The sequence below is a fragment of the Ralstonia sp. PBBBR1 genome, assembly GCF_002256165.1.
In the GTDB taxonomy this organism is placed as follows: Bacteria; Pseudomonadota; Gammaproteobacteria; order Burkholderiales; family Burkholderiaceae; genus Ralstonia; species Ralstonia thomasii.
On record NZ_NKIL01000007.1, the window covers coordinates 70570 to 88039 of the forward strand.

Annotated in this window: 12 protein-coding genes; 6 read left to right on the forward strand and 6 right to left on the reverse strand. The window is 64.6% G+C overall.

Annotated elements, in window-relative coordinates:
* Positions 1–12 precede the first annotated feature (12 nt).
* On the forward strand, positions 13–1224 hold the full coding sequence (gene gspF, locus CFE42_RS13775) for a type II secretion system inner membrane protein GspF (RefSeq protein WP_004628817.1): 1212 nt from the start codon (positions 13–15) through the stop codon (positions 1222–1224).
* Positions 1225–1820: 596 nt separating this feature from the next.
* On the opposite strand, the gene CFE42_RS13780 is transcribed toward gspF, so the two are convergent.
* Entirely contained in the window at positions 1821–2504 is a 684-nt protein-coding gene (locus CFE42_RS13780) for a pyridoxamine 5'-phosphate oxidase family protein (protein WP_004628815.1), read from the reverse strand.
* Between the two features lie 92 nt (positions 2505–2596).
* Between CFE42_RS13780 and CFE42_RS13785 the strand changes: the two genes are divergently transcribed.
* A complete protein-coding gene (locus tag CFE42_RS13785) occupies positions 2597–4066 on the forward strand; it encodes a PLP-dependent aminotransferase family protein (RefSeq protein ID WP_004628813.1) in 1470 nt (489 codons plus the stop codon).
* A gap of 281 nt (positions 4067–4347) precedes the next feature.
* Positions 4348–7908: an indolepyruvate ferredoxin oxidoreductase family protein gene (locus CFE42_RS13790; RefSeq protein ID WP_004628811.1), complete on the forward strand. Its 3561-nt coding sequence runs from the start codon at positions 4348–4350 to the stop codon at positions 7906–7908.
* 77 nt (positions 7909–7985) lie between these two features.
* Here the strand turns inward: CFE42_RS13790 and sbcB are convergent, their stop codons facing one another.
* Positions 7986–9425: an exodeoxyribonuclease I gene (gene sbcB, locus CFE42_RS13795; RefSeq protein WP_251471219.1), complete on the reverse strand. Its 1440-nt coding sequence runs from the start codon at positions 9423–9425 to the stop codon at positions 7986–7988.
* Between the two features lie 142 nt (positions 9426–9567).
* Here sbcB and CFE42_RS13800 point away from each other — a divergent pair, with 142 nt between their 5' ends.
* Entirely contained in the window at positions 9568–10563 is a 996-nt protein-coding gene (locus tag CFE42_RS13800) for a 2-hydroxyacid dehydrogenase (protein WP_004628807.1), read from the forward strand.
* Between the two features lie 9 nt (positions 10564–10572).
* On the opposite strand, the gene CFE42_RS13805 is transcribed toward CFE42_RS13800, so the two are convergent.
* A complete protein-coding gene (locus tag CFE42_RS13805; RefSeq protein WP_004628805.1) occupies positions 10573–11202 on the reverse strand; it encodes an HD domain-containing protein in 630 nt (209 codons plus the stop codon).
* A 128-nt stretch (positions 11203–11330) separates the two neighbouring features.
* Between CFE42_RS13805 and CFE42_RS13810 the strand changes: the two genes are divergently transcribed.
* Positions 11331–12062 carry a Crp/Fnr family transcriptional regulator gene (locus CFE42_RS13810; RefSeq protein WP_004628804.1) on the forward strand — a complete coding sequence of 244 codons (732 nt, stop codon included), beginning with the start codon at positions 11331–11333 and terminating at the stop codon, positions 12060–12062.
* 230 nt (positions 12063–12292) lie between these two features.
* A complete protein-coding gene (locus tag CFE42_RS13815) occupies positions 12293–13105 on the forward strand; it encodes a ferritin-like domain-containing protein (protein ID WP_004628802.1) in 813 nt (270 codons plus the stop codon).
* A gap of 80 nt (positions 13106–13185) precedes the next feature.
* Here CFE42_RS13815 and CFE42_RS13820 read toward each other — a convergent pair whose 3' ends face one another.
* The 3 genes from CFE42_RS13820 to CFE42_RS13830 all read right to left on the reverse strand — a co-directional run bounded on the left by CFE42_RS13820 (position 13186) and on the right by CFE42_RS13830 (position 17456).
* Positions 13186–14346, reverse strand: a complete 1161-nt coding sequence (locus CFE42_RS13820; RefSeq protein WP_004628800.1) for a porin — start codon at positions 14344–14346, stop codon at positions 13186–13188.
* A gap of 395 nt (positions 14347–14741) precedes the next feature.
* Positions 14742–15326 carry a response regulator transcription factor gene (locus CFE42_RS13825; RefSeq protein WP_004628799.1) on the reverse strand — a complete coding sequence of 195 codons (585 nt, stop codon included), beginning with the start codon at positions 15324–15326 and terminating at the stop codon, positions 14742–14744.
* A 141-nt stretch (positions 15327–15467) separates the two neighbouring features.
* Positions 15468–17456, reverse strand: coding sequence for a methyl-accepting chemotaxis protein (locus tag CFE42_RS13830; RefSeq protein ID WP_004628797.1), 1989 nt, complete (start codon positions 17454–17456; stop codon positions 15468–15470).
* Positions 17457–17470 lie beyond the last annotated feature (14 nt).

Here is a 17470-nt window from a genome sequence, read left to right on the forward strand (position 1 = left end):
AACGAATAGCGCATGCCAGCCTTCCGCTACGAAGCCGCCGACGCCACCGGCAAGACCGACAAGGGTGTCATCGAAGCCGACAGCGCACGCCAGGCGCGCACGCTGCTGCGCGCACGCGGGCTGACGCCGCTGCTGGTCGACGCGCTGGGCGCGCAGGCCACGAAGCGCAGCGGGTCCACCTTCGGCAAGCGGCTATCGGCGCAGGAAAACGCGCTCGTCACGCGCCAGCTCGCCAGCCTGCTGGTGGCGGGCCTGCCGCTCGATGAGGCGCTGGCCGCGCTGGCTGATCAGGCCGAACGCGCGTACGTCGGTGAACTGCTCGCCGCCATCCGCGCGGAAGTGCTGGGCGGCAGCTCGTTGTCGGTGGCGCTGGCGCAGCATCCGAAGGATTTTCCCGACATCTACCGTGCCCTCGTATCAGCGGGGGAGCACTCGGGCAACCTCGGGCTCGTGCTGTCACGCCTGGCCGACTACATCGAAAGCCGCAACGCGCTCACCTCCAAGATCAAGCTGGCCTTCACGTACCCGGCCATCGTCACGGTGGTGGCGTTTGCGATTGTGATCTTTCTGCTGTCGTACGTGGTGCCGCAGGTGGTCAGCGTATTTGCCAACACCAAGCAGAAGCTGCCGACGCTCACGATCATCATGCTGTGGCTGTCGGACTTTGTGCGGAACTGGGGCTGGCTGGCGGCGATCGTGCTGGTGGCGATCGGCGTGCTAATCCGCAATCTGCTCAAACAGCCGGCGTTGCGGTTGTCGTGGCACAAGTGGCTGCTGACTGCGCCGCTGTTCGGCAAGCTCGTTCGCGGCTACAACACCGCGCGGTTTGCGAGCACGCTGGCGATTCTGACCAGTGCCGGTGTGCCGATTCTGCGTGGGTTGCAGGCTGCGGGTGAAACGTTGAACAACGTTGCGCTCAAGACCAACGTGGAAGATGCGTCCACGCGCGTGCGCGAAGGGACTTCGCTGGCGCGGGCGTTGGCGGCGCAGAACCAGTTTCCGCCTGTGCTGGTGCACCTGATCCGCTCGGGTGAGGCGACGGGGAATCTGCCTGCGATGTTGGAGCGGGCTGCGCAAGGAGAAGCGCAAGAACTGGAGCGTCGGACGTTGTTCCTTACTGGCTTGCTGGAGCCGGCGCTGATTTTGACGATGGGTGTGGTGGTGTTGCTGATTGTGTTGGCGGTGTTGATGCCGATTATTGAGATTAATCAGTTGGTGCACTGAGGTTTTTTGTTTTTGGGCTTTGGTGCATCTCCTGTTTCATCCCCTGCCGGGGCTGACTCACTTTCTTTGGTCTTGCCCAAAGAAAAGTAAGCAAAGGAAAGGCGCGCCCGAGATGGCGACCCATCCCTTGAATTTGTGTGACCGTGCGGGGAAGGAGGCAAACTCGCTGCGCTCAGACAGGCCTCCTTCCTTGATCCGCCCGCTCACAAAAATTCAAGGCGCCATCAAGGGCTCAACGTCAAAAGAGAAAGGCCAACCCCATCGTGAGGTTGGCCTTGTCGTTTGGGCTTGTGCCCAGAGGGTGTGGCTTTTGTCCTTTGACTTTCCTGCCCTAGATGGCGCCTTCAATTTTCGTAAGCGGGCGGGAAAAAGGCGGGGAACTGTCTGAGCGCAGCGAGTTTTCCCCGCCTCCACCCGGTTACGGAAATTGAAGGAGTCTTTCGCCATCTCGGGCGCGCCTTTCTTTTGCTTACTTTTCTTTGGGCAAGACCAAAGAAAGTGAGTCAGCCCCGGCAGGGGATGAAACAAGGGATGCACCACCAAGACCAAACCAAAACCAAAACCAAAACCAACGACTACCCCGCCCCCTCACGACATCACGACATCACCACATCCCCCACCGGCACCCGCGTACTATCCCTCCACTCCTGCACATAGTCAGGCGTACCCGCCGGCGCGGCCTCCACCACCGGCGGCAACGGCAACAGCGCCATCGGCAGCACCCCAGCCCACACAGGCAAGTCAAGGTCTTCAGCATCATCCTTCGGCCCGCCCGTGCGCACTTTGCACGCCGCTTCATCCAGCGGAATGCGCAGCACGGTCGTGGCAGCGAGTTCCTTGGCATTGCCGGGCCGCGCCTGTCGCGAACGGCCAGGCGCGAGCACTTCCATGAAGGTATCGAGCACCCCAGCTTTCTGCGCATCGGGCACAACTTCGAACGCACCGTAGATGACGGCCGAGCGGTAATTCATGGAATGGTTGAACGCCGAGCGCGCCAGCACCAGGCCGTCGATGTGCGTGATGGTCACGCAGACCTGCGCCCCGCTGCCTGCCAGCTTGAGCATGCGGCTGCCGTTGGAACCGTGGATGTAGAGATGACCGCCCTCGCGCCAGCACGCGGTCGGGATGCAGTGCACACCATGCTCGTCGGCGAAGGCGATGTGGCAGACGTAAGCCTCGTCGAGGATGGCGTGCAGCGTGGTGCGGTCGTAGTGGCCGCGGTGCGCGACGCGGCGCACGCGGGTGCGTGCAGTGGGCGATGTGGATTCCGTGGTGGACATGCGAGGCTCCGAATCTTGTATCGATGTGCCGACGATAGAAAAACCGTGGCACCATGAGTAGACCCATCAAAATGGAAAGTATTGGAGCCACGATGGACTACGGCGTCCTGCTGTCGAACTACGAACGCACCGCAATGCACCGCGAAGGCGTGGCACGCGCCTCGCAGCAGCATCGGCTGTATGCCTGCCTGCGGGCGGCCATCCTGAGCGGACAGATCGAGGAAGGCACGCGCCTCGCGCCATCGCGCACGCTGGCCGAAGAACTCGGTATCGCGCGCAACTCGGTGCTCTACGCCTACGAGCAGCTCGCCACGGAGGGCTTCGTACTGAGCCGGCGGCAAGGCACGGTGGTGGCGCGCGTTGGCCTGCAGCAGACGCCTGCGCAGGCGCCCGAAGCCGCGCCTGCGCTGTCGCACCGCGTAAAAGATCTGGAACGCCCGCGCGGCGACATGGACGACCTGCTGCCCTTCCTGCCCGGCACGCCTGCGCTGGATGAATTCCCGCTGGCGCAATGGCGCCGTTGCATGGAGCGCGGATGGCGCCGCATCGGTCCCGGGCAGATGGGCTACGGCCCGGTCGAAGGCAATGTCGCCCTGCGTCAGGCCGTGGCCGAATACCTGCGCGTTTCGCGCGGCGTGCGCTGCGACGCGACGCAGGTGTTCATTACCGATGGCACGCAGAACAGCCTCGACATGTGCGCCCGCACGCTCGCCGATGCGGGCGACACCGCATGGATCGAGAACCCCGGGTACTACGGAGCGCGCGCCGCCTTGCAGGCCGCCGACATGCGCCTGGTACCGATCAGCGTCGACGCCGATGGCCTCGCCCCGCGCGAGGAGGACTGGCGCGACACGCCGCCCAAGCTCATCTACATCACGCCGTCGCACCAATACCCGCTGGGCGCGGTGATGAGCCTGGAGCGCCGCCTTGCGCTGATCCAGCACGCGCGCGCTGCCGGCGCGTGGATCATCGAAGACGACTACGACAGCGAGTTCCGCCGCACGGGTGCGCCGCTATCCGCCGTGCAGGGCCTGACTGAGAATGCGCCGGTCATCTATCTCGGCACGTTCAGCAAGATGCTGTTCCCGGCGCTGCGCCTCGGCTATATGGTGGTGCCACCTGCGCTGGTGCCCGCGCTGAAGAAGACGGCCGGTGCGCTGATGCTGCGCGGGCGCGTGGCTGAGCAGCTCGCGCTGGCCGAGTTCATCGAGGCGGGACATTTCACGCGGCACCTTAGGCGCATGCGTCGCCTCTATGGCGAGCGCCGCGATGCGCTGCAGGCCGCGATCGAGCGTCACCTTGATGGCATCGTCACCGTATCGGGCGGCGCGGGCGGCATGCATCTTTCCGCGCGGCTCGACGCCCCGGTGCCCGACACCGAAGTCAGCCGCGCCGCCCGTGCGCACGGAATGGTGTTGCGGCCGCTGTCGCGCTTCTGCCTGCCGGGCACGCTGACCGCGCAATACAACGGCCTCGTGCTCGGCTACGGCAACGTGCCGGCCGAAGCGATGGACGGATTGGCCCTGCGCATACGCGACGTGATCGAGGGCGTAGCCGGCTGATTCACCAGCGCGGCTCTTGCCTGCATGGCTTTTTCGCAAACGTTGCATGCACCGCACAACCGGTGCAACCGCCCCGTGCGACGCGGCGCATGCGTGCATCGGACACCACAACCAAGGGAAAACCCACCCCCATTCTTGCTGCGTTGCACGGTGTCCGGAATGTCACGCGATGCTACGATGCCTCGACTTACGGCTGTCTGCCAGTTTCCACAAGAAGCGGCGCAGGCGGCACCAAAAGAGACCTGCTGTCGGTGATCCCGGCACACCCACACGGAGCACGCATGAATGCCCCTCTGAACGACGCGCTACGACGCGCGCTCGAAACCGTTTCCCTGGACGACAAGTACACGCTCGAGCGTGGCCGCATCTACATCAGCGGCACGCAGGCACTGGTGCGTCTGCCAATGCTGCAGCAGGAGCGTGACCGCGCCGCTGGGCTGAATACTGCGGGCTTCATTTCCGGCTACCGCGGCTCGCCGCTGGGGGCGCTGGACCAGGCGCTGTGGAAGGCCAAGAAGCATCTGGCCGGGCACAACATCGTCTTCCAGGCGGGGCTCAACGAAGACCTGGCCGCCACGGCGGTCTGGGGCTCGCAGCAGGTCAATCTGTATCCGAGCGCCAAGTTCAGCGGCGTGTTCGGCATGTGGTACGGCAAGGGGCCGGGCGTGGACCGCACGATCGACGTGTTCAAGCACGCCAACTCGGCCGGTTCGTCGGCGCATGGCGGGGTGCTGGTGCTGGCCGGTGACGATCACGCAGCCAAGTCCTCCACGCTGGCGCACCAGTCCGAGCACGTCTTCAAGGCGGCCGGCATTCCGGTGCTGTATCCGTCCAACGTGCAGGAATATCTCGACTACGGCCTGCACGGCTGGGCGATGAGCCGCTACTCCGGCCTGTGGGTGTCGATGAAGTGCGTGACGGACGTGGTGGAATCGTCCGCCTCGGTGGACGTCGATCCGCATCGCGCGCAGATCATCCTGCCCGAAGATTTCGCCATGCCGCAGGGCGGCCTGAACATCCGCTGGCCCGATCCGCCGCTGGTGCAGGAAGCCCGCCTGCTCGACTACAAGTGGTACGCCGGCCTGTCGTACGTGCGGGCCAACAAGCTCGACCGCGTGGTGCTCGATTCGCCGCAGGCGCGCTTCGGCATCATGACCGCCGGCAAGGCGTACCTCGACGTACGTCAAGCGCTGGTCGACCTCGGCCTTGATGAGGACACCTGCCGCCGCATCGGCATTCGCCTGTACAAGGTCGGCTGTGTATGGCCGCTGGAAGCACACGGCGCGCGCGCCTTTGCCGAGGGCCTGCAAGAGATCCTGGTGGTGGAAGAGAAGCGCCAGATCCTCGAATACCAACTCAAGGAAGAGCTGTACAACTACCGCGACGACGTGCGTCCGCGCGTGTACGGCAAGTTTGACGAAAAGGACAACGCCGGCGGCGAATGGTCGGTGCCGATGGCCAATTGGCTGCTGCCGGCGCACTACGAGCTGTCGCCTGCCCTGATCGCCCGCGCCATCGCCACGCGTCTGGAAAAGTTCGAGTTGCCGTCAGACGTGCGCGCGCGCATTGCCTCGCGCATCGCCATCATCGACGCCAAGGAGAAGGCGCTCGCCCGCCCGCGCGTCACCGCCGAGCGCAAGCCGTGGTTCTGCTCGGGTTGTCCGCACAACACGTCGACCAACGTGCCGGAAGGCTCGCGCGCGCTGGCCGGCATCGGCTGCCACTACATGACCGTGTGGATGGACCGCCGCACCGACACCTTCAGCCAGATGGGCGGCGAAGGTGTGGCGTGGATCGGCCAGATGCCGTTCTCGGGCGACCAGCACGTGTTCGCCAACCTGGGCGACGGCACGTATTACCACTCTGGCCTGCTGGCGATTCGCGCGTCGATTGCAGCCAAGGTGAACATCACCTACAAGATCCTCTACAACGACGCCGTGGCCATGACGGGCGGCCAGCCGGTCGACGGCCCGCTCTCCGTGCCGCAGATTGCCGCGCAGGTGCATGCCGAAGGGACGTCGCGCATCGTCATCGTCACGGACGAGCCCGAGAAGTACAACGCTGCCGTCAAGCTGCCCGAAGGTGTAACGGTGCATCACCGCGACCGTCTCGACGCCATCCAGCGCGAGCTGCGCGAGGTGCAAGGCACCAGCGTGCTGATCTACGACCAGACCTGCGCGACGGAAAAGCGCCGCCGCCGCAAGCGCGGCACGCTGGTCGATCCGGCACGCCGCGCGTTCATCAACGACGCGGTGTGCGAAGGCTGCGGCGATTGCTCGGTCAAGTCGAACTGCCTGTCGGTCGAGCCGCTGGAAACGGAGCTGGGCACCAAGCGCAAGATCAACCAGTCGTCCTGCAATAAGGACTTTTCTTGCGTGAACGGCTTCTGCCCGAGCTTCGTGACGGCCGAGGGCGCGCAGGTGCGCAAGCCGGAATCGCACGGCGTGTCGATGGAAGGCCTGCCGCTGCTGCCGCATCCTGAGCTGCCCGCCATCCAGCGCGCGTACGGCGTGCTGGTGACTGGCGTGGGCGGCACGGGCGTGGTGACGATCGGCGGCCTGCTCGGCATGGCCGCGCACATCGAAGGCAAGGGCGTGACCGTGCTCGACATGGCCGGCCTGGCGCAGAAAGGTGGAGCCGTGCTCTCGCACGTGCAGATCGGCGAGCGTCCGGATTCGATCCACGCCACGCGCATCGCCATGGGCGAGGCGGACCTGGTGATCGGCTGTGACGCGATTGTCTCGGCGTCGGACGAAGTGCTGTCGAAGGTGCAGCACGGCCAGACGCGCGCGATCGTCAACAGCACCGCATCGCCCACCGCCGACTTCATCAAGAACCCGAACTGGCGCTTCCCGGGCAGCTCGACCGAAGCGGACATCCGTGCGGCCATCGGCGATGCCTGCGCGTTTGAAGACGCCAGCACGCTGGCCGTGCGCCTGCTGGGCGACGCCATCTACACCAACCCCCTGGTGCTGGGTTTTGCGTGGCAGAAAGGCTGGCTTCCGCTGACACACGACGCGCTCGTCCGCGCGATCGAACTCAACGGCGTGGCCGTCGAGAAGAACAAGACCGCGTTCGAATGGGGCCGCCACCTCGCGCAAGACCGCGATGCGGTGCTCAAGCTCGCCGACGACGCCCCGCGCGCCAAAGCGGATGTGATTGCGCTGCCCTCGCTGGACACGCTGATCGCCCGCCGCGTCGATCTGCTGACCGCGTACCAGAACGCCGCGTATGCCGCCGAATTCCGCGCTGTGGTCGAACGCGTGCGCGCGGCGGAAGCAGCCGTGGTCGGTGCAGGCCAGCCGCTGGCGCTGACGGAAGCCGTGGTGCGCAATCTGTCGAAGCTGATGGCGTACAAGGACGAATACGAAGTCGCCCGCCTGTACACCGATCCGGCATTCCTCGACAAACTGCGCGCGCAGTTCGAAGGCGAACCGGGGCGCGACTACCAGCTCAACTTCTGGCTCGCGCCGCCCATGATGGCCAAGCGCGACGAGAAGGGGCACCTGGTCAAGCAGCGCTTTGGCCCCAACACGATGCGCATCTTCAAGGTGCTCGCCAAGCTCAAGGGCCTGCGCGGCACGGCGTTCGACATCTTCGGCAAGACTGAAGAGCGCCGCACCGAGCGCGCGCTGATCGGCGAATACCGTGCTCTGATCGATGAACTGGTGAAGAGCCTGACGGCGCAGAAGCTGGCGCAGGCCGTGGAACTGGCCCGCCTCCCGGAGGACATCCGCGGCTTCGGCCATGTGAAGGAGGCCAACCTGGCTGCGGCGCGCATCCGCTGGAACAAGCTGCTCGCGCAGTGGCGCGATCCGGCTGCGGCACAGCAGGCAGCCTGATCGGCGCCAAGCATTCAGCATCGCCATGAAAAAACGGAGGCTTCGGCCTCCGTTTTTCTTTGTGCGCGTCTGACTCGTCAGCCCGGCACGATCTGCTGTGCGTAGTCGTACAGGTCCTGCAGGATGGTCTGCGCACGCGTGTCGCCGTTCTCCGCGGCTTCGGCGCCCAATTGCTGAAGCCGCTCGCCGAAGGTCTCAAAGGTCATGTAGCCATCGCGGCCTTCGAACAGCCGCTCGGCGCGAAGCTGTTCCCACAGTTCGTATTCCTCTTCGTTCAACGTATCGGGAAAGTTGCGTGCGCGATAGCGGAACAGCAGCTCCGGCAGGCGCGCATCGGCAAATTCCGCATGCAGGCGCGCGAGTTGTTCGCCGCTGAGCGTGCGCAGCTCATTGAGCAGGCGGCGATCCTCGTTGCCGACGAATCCGCCGTAGAGATTCTGGTCGACGTCTTCAATCGGCTCCAGTTCTCGGGCGTACACCTGGCGCCACGTTTCCCGCATGTCGGGTGCGCCTTGGGCGATGGCGGCGTGGCGTTCGATCGTGGCGAAGTCGATGCCCCAGCGTTCTGCCTGCGCGGGTTGCAGCGTCTTCATGTTGCTGATGACGATGGGTGACTTGTTGATGTGGATCGACTTGATCGGCAGCCGCGTGGTGCCTTCGGCCAGATCGGCCGTGCGCGTGAACATGCGTTCGCGAATCGTGGCGACGTCCATGTGGAACAGCTCGGACGGGTCGAACGCCAGATCCCACACGATGAGTTCGTTCTTGTTGGTCGGATGACCACCCAGCGGCCACACCACGGCCATGCAGCCGCGCTCCACGCCGTACATCCCGGAGATGTGCAGCAACGGCCGCGGCGCATCGCCAATCTCGGCCACCACGCGGTCTTTCTTGCGCAGCGCCAGGCAGAAATCGAACAGGCGCGGCTGCGCATTGCGGATGAGGCGCGCCAGCGCGATCGTTGCGCGCACATCCGACACCGCATCGTGCGCCGCCTCATGCACCAGGCCGTTGGCCTTGGACAGATGCTCCAGTTTGAAGCTCGGCCGGCCGTCTTCATGGGTGGGCCATTGAATGCCCTCCGGGCGCAGGGCCCACGTGGTGCGCACCACGTCGAGCAGATCCCACCGCCCGCATTCGTTCTGCCACTCGCGGGCGTATGGGTCGATCAGGTTGCGCCAGAACAGGTGGCGCGTCACCTCATCGTCAAAGCGGATGGTGTTGTAGCCCACGCCGATGGTGCCGGGCGTGCCCAGTTCGCGCTCGATGGCCTGCGCGAAACGGTATTCCAGAATGCCTTGCCGGGCGCACTGCTGCGGCGTGATGCCGGTGATGAGGCACGACACCGGATCGGGCAGCCAGTCGTTGGAAGGCTGGCAGAACAGTTCGACCGGCTCGCCAATCTCGTTCAGCTCGGCATCGGTGCGGATGCCCGCAAACTGCGCCGGGCGATCACGGCGCGGCACGGCGCCGAAGGTTTCGTAGTCGTGCCAGAGAAAGGTGGGAGTGACAGGCAAGGCAGCGGCTCGCTGGAAAACACTGAAGATGCCGGCATGCTAACAGCCTGCCGCCAGGGCCGCGCAAACCCGGGGTGGCGCGAGAGTAAGCTAACGCCGTTGCCCACCTTCACTGACGCGCCGACGCGCCCGAGCCACCCCCATGCGCATCCTTTTCTTCAGCAGCCACCGTTACGACGAAGACAGCTTCCGCGCCTCACTCGCGCGCGGCGGCCACAGCTTCGACCTTGTCTTCCAGCGTGCGCACCTCGACGCGCAAACGGCGTCTCTTGCCGCCGGCTTTGAGGTGGTGTGCCCGTTCGTGAATGATTCCCTCAGCGCCGAAGTGCTCGAAGCGCTGGCTGCGGGCGGCACGCGGCTGATCGCGCTGCGCTCGGCGGGCTTCAACCACGTCGATCTGCCGACCGCCCAGCGTCTGGGGCTGACGGTGGTGCGCGTGCCGGCGTATTCGCCACACGCGGTGGCCGAGCATGCGGTCGGCATGATTCTCACGCTCAACCGGCGGCTGCACCGCGCCTGCAATCGCACGCGCGAAGGCGACTTCTCGCTGGATGGATTGCTCGGCTTCGACCTCGCGGGCAAGACCGTCGGCGTGATCGGCACCGGGCAGATTGGACAGGTGTTCGCGCGCATCATGGCCGGCTTCGGCTGCCAGTTGCTGGCATTCGATCCGTTTCCGCAAGCCTCGCTGGCGCCCCTGGGCGTGCGTTACGTACCGCTACCGGAATTGCTGGCGCAGGCCGATATCGTCAGCCTGCACTGTCCGCTCAACGCTGGCACACATCACCTGATCGACGCCAGCGCTCTGGCCAGCATGAAGCCGGGCGCGATGCTCATCAACACGAGCCGCGGCGGCCTGGTCGACAGCCCCGCGCTGATCGACGCCCTCAAGACCGGCCAGCTCGGCCACCTCGGGCTGGATGTCTACGAAGAAGAGGCCGATCTGTTCTTCGAAGACCGCTCCGCCGACGTGCTGCAGGACGACGTGCTGGCGCGCCTGCTGAGCTTTCCCAACGTCATCGTCACCGCGCATCAGGCGTTCTTCACGCGCGAGGCGCTGGCGGGCATTGCCGACACCACGCTCGCCAACGTGGCGGCGTGGGCGGCAGGCGCACCCGTCAATGTGGTGAAGGCTTAGGCCGGCCGATCAAGCTGCCGCGGCTTTCGGCTGCGACAGTTCGCTTTCGCCTTCCTTCACGTAGATGGAGTTGCGTGGCTTGGCCAGCACGCGTCGCACCATCGGCTCGAAGAACGAGAGCGGCAGGTTGTCGTAGTCGGGCATGAAGGCCGCGGCGTCGTACTTGGCGCAGAACTCGGCCGTGCGCTCGAACAGCTCGGGCTGGCTGTGGTACTGCTCGCGCAGGTTGCGGTCGAGCCCCAGATGGTGGAAGAAGTAGTAGCCCTGGAAGATGCCGTGTTTCTCGACCATCCACAGGTTCTCGGGGCTCACGAACGGCTTGAGGATGGCCGCGGCGATGTCCGGATGGTTGAAGCTGCCCAGCGTGTCGCCAATGTCGTGCAGCAGCGCGCAGACCACGTATTCCTCGTCGCGGCCATCGCGGTGGGCGAGCGTGGCGGTTTGCAGCGAGTGCGCGAGACGGTCGATCGGGAAGCCGCCGCAATCGCCGTCGAGCAGCTTCAGGTGCGCGAGCACGCGGTCGGGCAAGGCGCGGGCAAACGGCATGAATTCCGCCGAGATGGCGGCCCAGTCCTCGCGCGTGCCCTGCTCCATGTGGGAAAACGCCGCGCGCGGGGCGGTGTGCTTTGGATCGGTCATTGGGGGTGTCTCCTTCATCGCCGGAATGGTCGCGTTGGTGCCGCGTCGTAGTTCTTGAATGGCTGGATGCGCGGCTAGCCGACCATTCTCTGCCCGGCGCTTGCGTGCAGACTGTCAAGCGTTTGACAATGATCGGACTGCCCTCGCCGCATCCTGCCGCCATGCCCGCAGACGCCTCCCATACCGCCCCTGCTCCCACGCCCTCGCAACTCGCGCAGGGCTGGCTGCGCGACGCCCCCGCCGACCTGCTGGCCGAGATTGCGCCCACCGCGCGTGTGATCACCTACCCCGACGGCGAATGCGTCCACCCGCACGGCGGCCCCGCCCAGGGCATGTTCCTGATCATGCGCGGCAGCGTGCGCATCAGCCGGACAACCGACGGCGGCAGCGAACTCGTCTACGGCGTGCTGCGCGCGGGCGAATGGTTTGGCGAGATCGCGCTCATCGACGGCGGCGGCCGCACGCACAGCGCCCATGCGCAGGGGCCGACCACGCTCGTCCTGCTGGGCAGCGCGGCGTTTGCGCGTGTGGTGTCAGCCTACCCGGCCGGCATGTGGGCGCTGATGCAGCAGCTCTGCCAGCGCATCCGCCTGATCTTCGACGAGTTCGAGCACGCCAGCGAAATGCCCGCCGATGCGCGCCTTGCCCAACGCCTGCTGCAGCTCGCCCGCGCCGGTGATGGCCGCACCGTGGCCGCCAGCAATGAAGAACTGGGCCGCATGCTGGCACGCTCGCGACAGACGATCTCGAAGTACCTGCAGGCCTGGCAGCGTGCAGGCTGGATCCGCTGCCATTACCGGACAGTCGAGATCGTCGACGCGGCAGCTTTGCGGATGCTGATGGACGCGCACGCTTCCTGATCGTGCCTAACGCTGCGTCGCGTCCCGAGGTGACGCAATTGCCATGACGCATTCGGCACTTTGTGGACACAAGATTGCTTTTCGGAACCTTTGCAAGCGCACATCTGTCTTGAAAGATGGGACGTGATGTTTCATTCTCATAAGAGAGGCGGCCCGCTTTTTGCGAGATTGCCGACGGAGGAAACGCCTTGTCACAGGTTCGTCTGGAAACGCCATCTGCGAGCGAGCGCATGCCGTGGTCGATCCAAGAGATCGGCTACGACAGCATCGACGTTGCGCGCGTGCGCGAAAACCGCACCCTGTTCTACCTGGTTGCGAGTGCCTCGTTTGTCGAGAGCGGCTCCGACCTCTACGCCGGCAACCTCGCTCAGTACTACGCCGATCGGCCCGAAACCGCGCACTGGCTGACCCATCATTGGGAACGCGAAGAGCTGCAGCACGGCCGCGCGTTGCGCCGCTACGTTGAAACCGTCTGGCCCGAGTTCGACTGGGAGCGCGGCTACGCCCGCTTCTTCGACGAATACTCGGTCACCTGTTCGGTCGACCAGTTCGAGCCCACGCAGGCGCTGGAGATGGTCGCGCGCTGTGTCGTCGAAATGGGCACGGCGACCTTCTATCGCGCCATCGCGCAGGCAGCGGCTGAAGCCGATGAACCGGTGCTGCGTGACCTCGCCAGCCGCATCTCGGCCGATGAAGTCCGGCATTACAAACACTTCCTGCGCTTCTTCAACGAGTGCAACGTGAACGAAGGTGTGGGCCGCGCGCGCGTGCTCAAGGCGCTCGCGTCGCGCCTGCGTGAAATCAAGAATGAAGATTCGATGATCGCGCTGCGCAATGTGCTGCGCATTGAGCGCGGCCAGGAAGATGTGCCTGACGCCGATGTGCGCGCCCTGAACTCGCGCGTCAGCGCGCTGGTGCGCTCCTATCTGCCGCTCGACATGGCCGCCAAGATGCTGCTCAAGCCGCTGCACCTGCGCCCGGGGTTCGAGCGCTCGATCCGCCCCCCCCTGGTGGCCGTGGTGCGACGCGTGATGCTGCACTAGATCGCCGCGCACGAAGGAGGCGCCAACAAAAAACCCGGGTTGAAGCCCGGGTTTTTTATATCTAGCCGACAGAATGCCGATTAGAACTTGTGGCGGATACCGACCACGGCGCCCAGTTGGTTGCCATCGAACACTTGGTTCTGGTTCGATTGCAGCGTCGAAAGATTCGACGAGGTGCCATTGATGCCCGCGACGCCCAGAATCGAGCTGCGGCTGTTCTTGGCATAGGCCACGTTCATGTACGCATCGGTGCGCTTGGACAAGGCATAGTCAGCCCCGACCACGAACAGCCAAGGATTGCCGACGTTGGTATTCGCATCGTTGCTCGCCAGAGCACCCAGCAATTCGCCGCTCTTGAATGTCTGGTAGTAGGCGGTACCGGTCAGCGTCAGCGCGGGCGTCGCTTGATAGCCGGCGCCAAGCCAGTACAGGTTCGAACGCAGGTCGCCATTGACACCGGTCGAGCCCAGGTCATGGCTCATCTTGTACCAGCGGTAGCCTGCATAAAACTTGGCAGGGCCGACAGCGTAGGTTCCACCGATGGTGGCACGCTGCTCCTTCAGGTCCGCCATGAAACCGTTGGTGAAGAAGGCATTGCTAGCGCCATTCGACTGGTCATACACCGCACCGACCGCGAACGGGCCGGTGGCATAGTTCAGGCCGGCGCTCCACTCACGGCCCAATTTCGTCATGCCAGCTTGCTCGTTGCCGTCACGATTGAACGCGTATAGCGCCGATGCCGTCAGGCCGCCGAAGGTACCGACGTACTTGACCGCGTTATCAGCACGGCCAGCCAAGTAGGCATCTTGCGAAGCGATTGAATAGCGCGAGGCGATCGCCATCGGGTCGTATTGCAGCGCGAAGTCGTACAGCAGGTTCTGCTGGCGGCCCAAGGTCAGTTGGCCCCACTGGCCCTGCAGTCCGACGTAGGCAGCGCGACCGAACAGGCGGTTACCTTGCGCCGAACGGCCGTCGTCGATGTCGAAGCCGCTTTCCAGGTTGAAGACGCCCTTCAGGCCACCGCCCAGGTCTTCAACGCCGCGCAGACCCCAACGCGAGCCGGACATGTTGCCCGACTGCATGCCGACGCGGGAGTTGCCTTCCGTGCGAGCAGCATTCGGCACCTTGTTGACCCACTCAACGCCGGCATCGACCACACCGTACATCGTCACGCTCGATTGAGCAAAGGCGCCAGCCGAAACCAGGGCGGCAGCAGCGGCCGCAAACAGCTTGATCTTCATATCGTCTTCCTTGAAAAACACTATCGCGAGGATTTGCGATCGGCGGCCATTATGTATTCCGGTTTCTCATCTTCACCAATTTCAAAAACAGCCTGTGGTAAATATGAAACCCAAGCATTTGCAGCGAAATTAATCATATAAATCAACACTTTGCTATCACAGTTCGAGAACCGTAAGCATGGCTTACGAGAAGGCAATCCCATGGCTTACGCGACGTAATCCATTGGATCAGAAAAATCATCCAAGCGATGATAAAAATTAAAGTATTAGCACGTGCGGATTTTCGATTATGATTCGGCCCGAAGCTTGAATGACAGTTTCACAGCTTCACATCGACTTTAAGAGACCGCCTTAAACAGCGGTCTCTTTTTTTGCCTGTCAATTGCGCCGATGGGTCAGGCGGGAAGTCCGACCTTCCTCAAGATGCGATGCTTGAACGTGGACACCGTCTTGGGCGAGATGCCGAGGCGCTTGGCGATCTCTGTGTTCCGATGGCCTTCGGCCAGCAGTTGGTTCACACGCATTTCGCGCTGGGTAAGCGTGGCAAGCCCAGCGCCTTCCGATGGCCCCATCGCAGAGGCGGGAAACGAGAGATAGCCGCGTGCCGCCAGCAACAGTGCCGCCGTCAGCACAGAGGTCGCTTCCGATTTCGGCACGTAGGCGTTGGCGCCCGCCAGGAAAGCGAGCCGTGCCTCGTTGCCGGTGGTCTGGGCAGACGTGACGACTAGGCCAATATCGCGGCGCTGCGCGCGCACGCGACGCACGAGTTCCAGCCCGTCCAGATTTGGCAGATTGATATCAACGATGGCGAGCTTAGGGCGCGCGGAGCGGATCAACTGCAGCCCCTGCGCGCCATCGGCCGCTGTGGCGACAAGCTGGAGATGCGGCGATCCGGCAAGCAAGGCTTGAATGGATTCGAGGACGATCGGGTGGTCGTCGATGGCAACGACCGAATGGAAGGTTGGTTCTGTGGCGGACATGGCGGGCGGTGACTGAGCGGGGTTCCATGTTGCGAGTCACCGGTGCGGATCAGGTTCCGCGCGGTACAAGTTTGCACGATTGCCAGTCAATCCTTGTACCGATTGCAACACCACATCATTAGTTCATGACATCTTGCCGCTTCAGGCGAGCCGGAACACGTCCACCGCGCCGCGCAGTTCCTGGGCTTGCTGGCGCAGGCTTTCGGCCGCAGCGGCAGCTTCCTCGACCAGCGCTGCGTTCTGCTGCGTCACCTCGTCCATCGACGTGACCGCGTGGTTGACCTCTTCGATGCCTTGCGACTGCTCGCGCGACGCGTGGCTGATCTCGCCCATCAGGCCGGCGATGCGCTCCACGCGCGTCACGATGTCCTGCATGGCGTCACCGGCGCCGCGGGCGGCTTCGTTGCCGGCCTGCACTTCTTCGACCGAGCGACTGATCAGTTCCTTGATCTCCTTGGCGGCGGCTGCACTGCGCTGGGCGAGGCTGCGCACCTCGCCGGCGACGACAGCGAAGCCGCGGCCCTGTTCGCCTGCGCGGGCGGCTTCCACGGCGGCGTTCAGCGCCAGGATGTTCGTCTGGAACGCGATGCCGTCGATGATGCCGGTGATGTCGGCGATCTTCTGCGCCGTGGCATGGATGCCCGACATGGTGCCAACGAGCCGCTCGACCGTCTGCCCGCCGGCATTGGCCGCCTCGCTGGCGGATTGCACCATGTCGTGCGCGTGGTGGGCACTCTCGGCGTTTTGGCGCACGGTGGCGGCCAGTTGCTCGATGCTGGATGCGGTGCGCTCGAGGTTGCCGGCCTGCGCTTCGGTGCGTGCGGAAAGATCGGCGTTGCCGGCGGCGATCTGGCCGGTGCTCGACGCGATGGTGGAGGCACTGGCGCGCACCTTGTCGACGATGCCCGAAAGGCCGTCGCCGACGCCGTTGACGGCACGCATGACCTGGCCGATTTCATCGCGGCGCGTGGTGGGCAGGCGGTGCGTGAGATCGCCCGCAGCCACACGCTGCGCGACGTTCACCACCTCGGCCAGCGGCGTGCTCACGGTACGGCGCAGCATCCAGTACAGGCCGCCGGCCAGCAGCGCGCCGAGCGCCAGCCCCAGCAACAGGAACCGGTTGCGGGCGGCCACCAGATCGGCGTTGAGTTCATCCACGTAGGCCGTGCCGGCAATCACGAACTGCCAGTCGGGGTATTGCGTGAAGACGGTCAGACGCTCGCGTGCGGTGCCGCCTTCCGTGTCGGCCAGCACGTGACGCAGCGTGCCATCCTTGCGCGCGATCATCTCGCGCACCCAAGCCAAGCCGCCGGCGTCCTTGGCGTCGAGCAGGTTCTTGCCTTCGCGGTCTTGCGCATGGTCGATCAGCACCTTGCCCTGGTCTGCGCCGGGCTTGCCGTCGATAACGAAATAGCCGCCCGTCTTGCCGATGCCGTGCGAGCGGATTTTGTCCTTGAGCAGCGCCAGTTCCGAGCGCACGTCCACACCTACGTAGAGCGCGCCGATGACCTTGCCCGAGGCATCGCGCACGGGTTCGTACTTGCTCATGTAGGGCGCGCCAAACAGCCAGGCCAGGCCGCGGAACGGCTCGCCGGCCATCAGCGCCTTGTAGCTCGGGTGGGCGCGATCAAGCAGCGTGCCGATCGCGCGTTCGCCGTTTTCCTTCTTGAGCGAAGTGGTCACGCGCACGAAATCGTCGCCGGTCCGGGCAAACACGGTGGCGATCGTGCCGCCGGTGCGCGCGAAGAACTGGTCCGGCACGGTGAAGTTGAGGTTCAGCACCGTGTCACCGCTCTTGAACGTGGGCGTCGGCTTGCCGGCCACTTCAACGGTCTGCGCCGGATCTACGCTGTACGGCCCGGGCGCGGCGTCGGCAAAAGCGGTCAGGAAGCGGTCGGCCTCGGTGCGCATGGTGCCGTCGAACAGGCCGATCATGTCGCGCATGGCGGCCTCCTGGTTATGCATGGCCGATTGTGTATTGGCCTCCAGCATGCGCAGGCTCGATTGCGAGTTCGCCAAGGCAAACATGCCGAACACGAGCACCAGGGCGATCAGGCCAATCACCGCCAGCCTGGTACCGAGGCTTGTTGGAGGTTGTAAAACCTCAGAAAGGGGCGCAGACGCTCTCATGCTTTTTTCCTGGG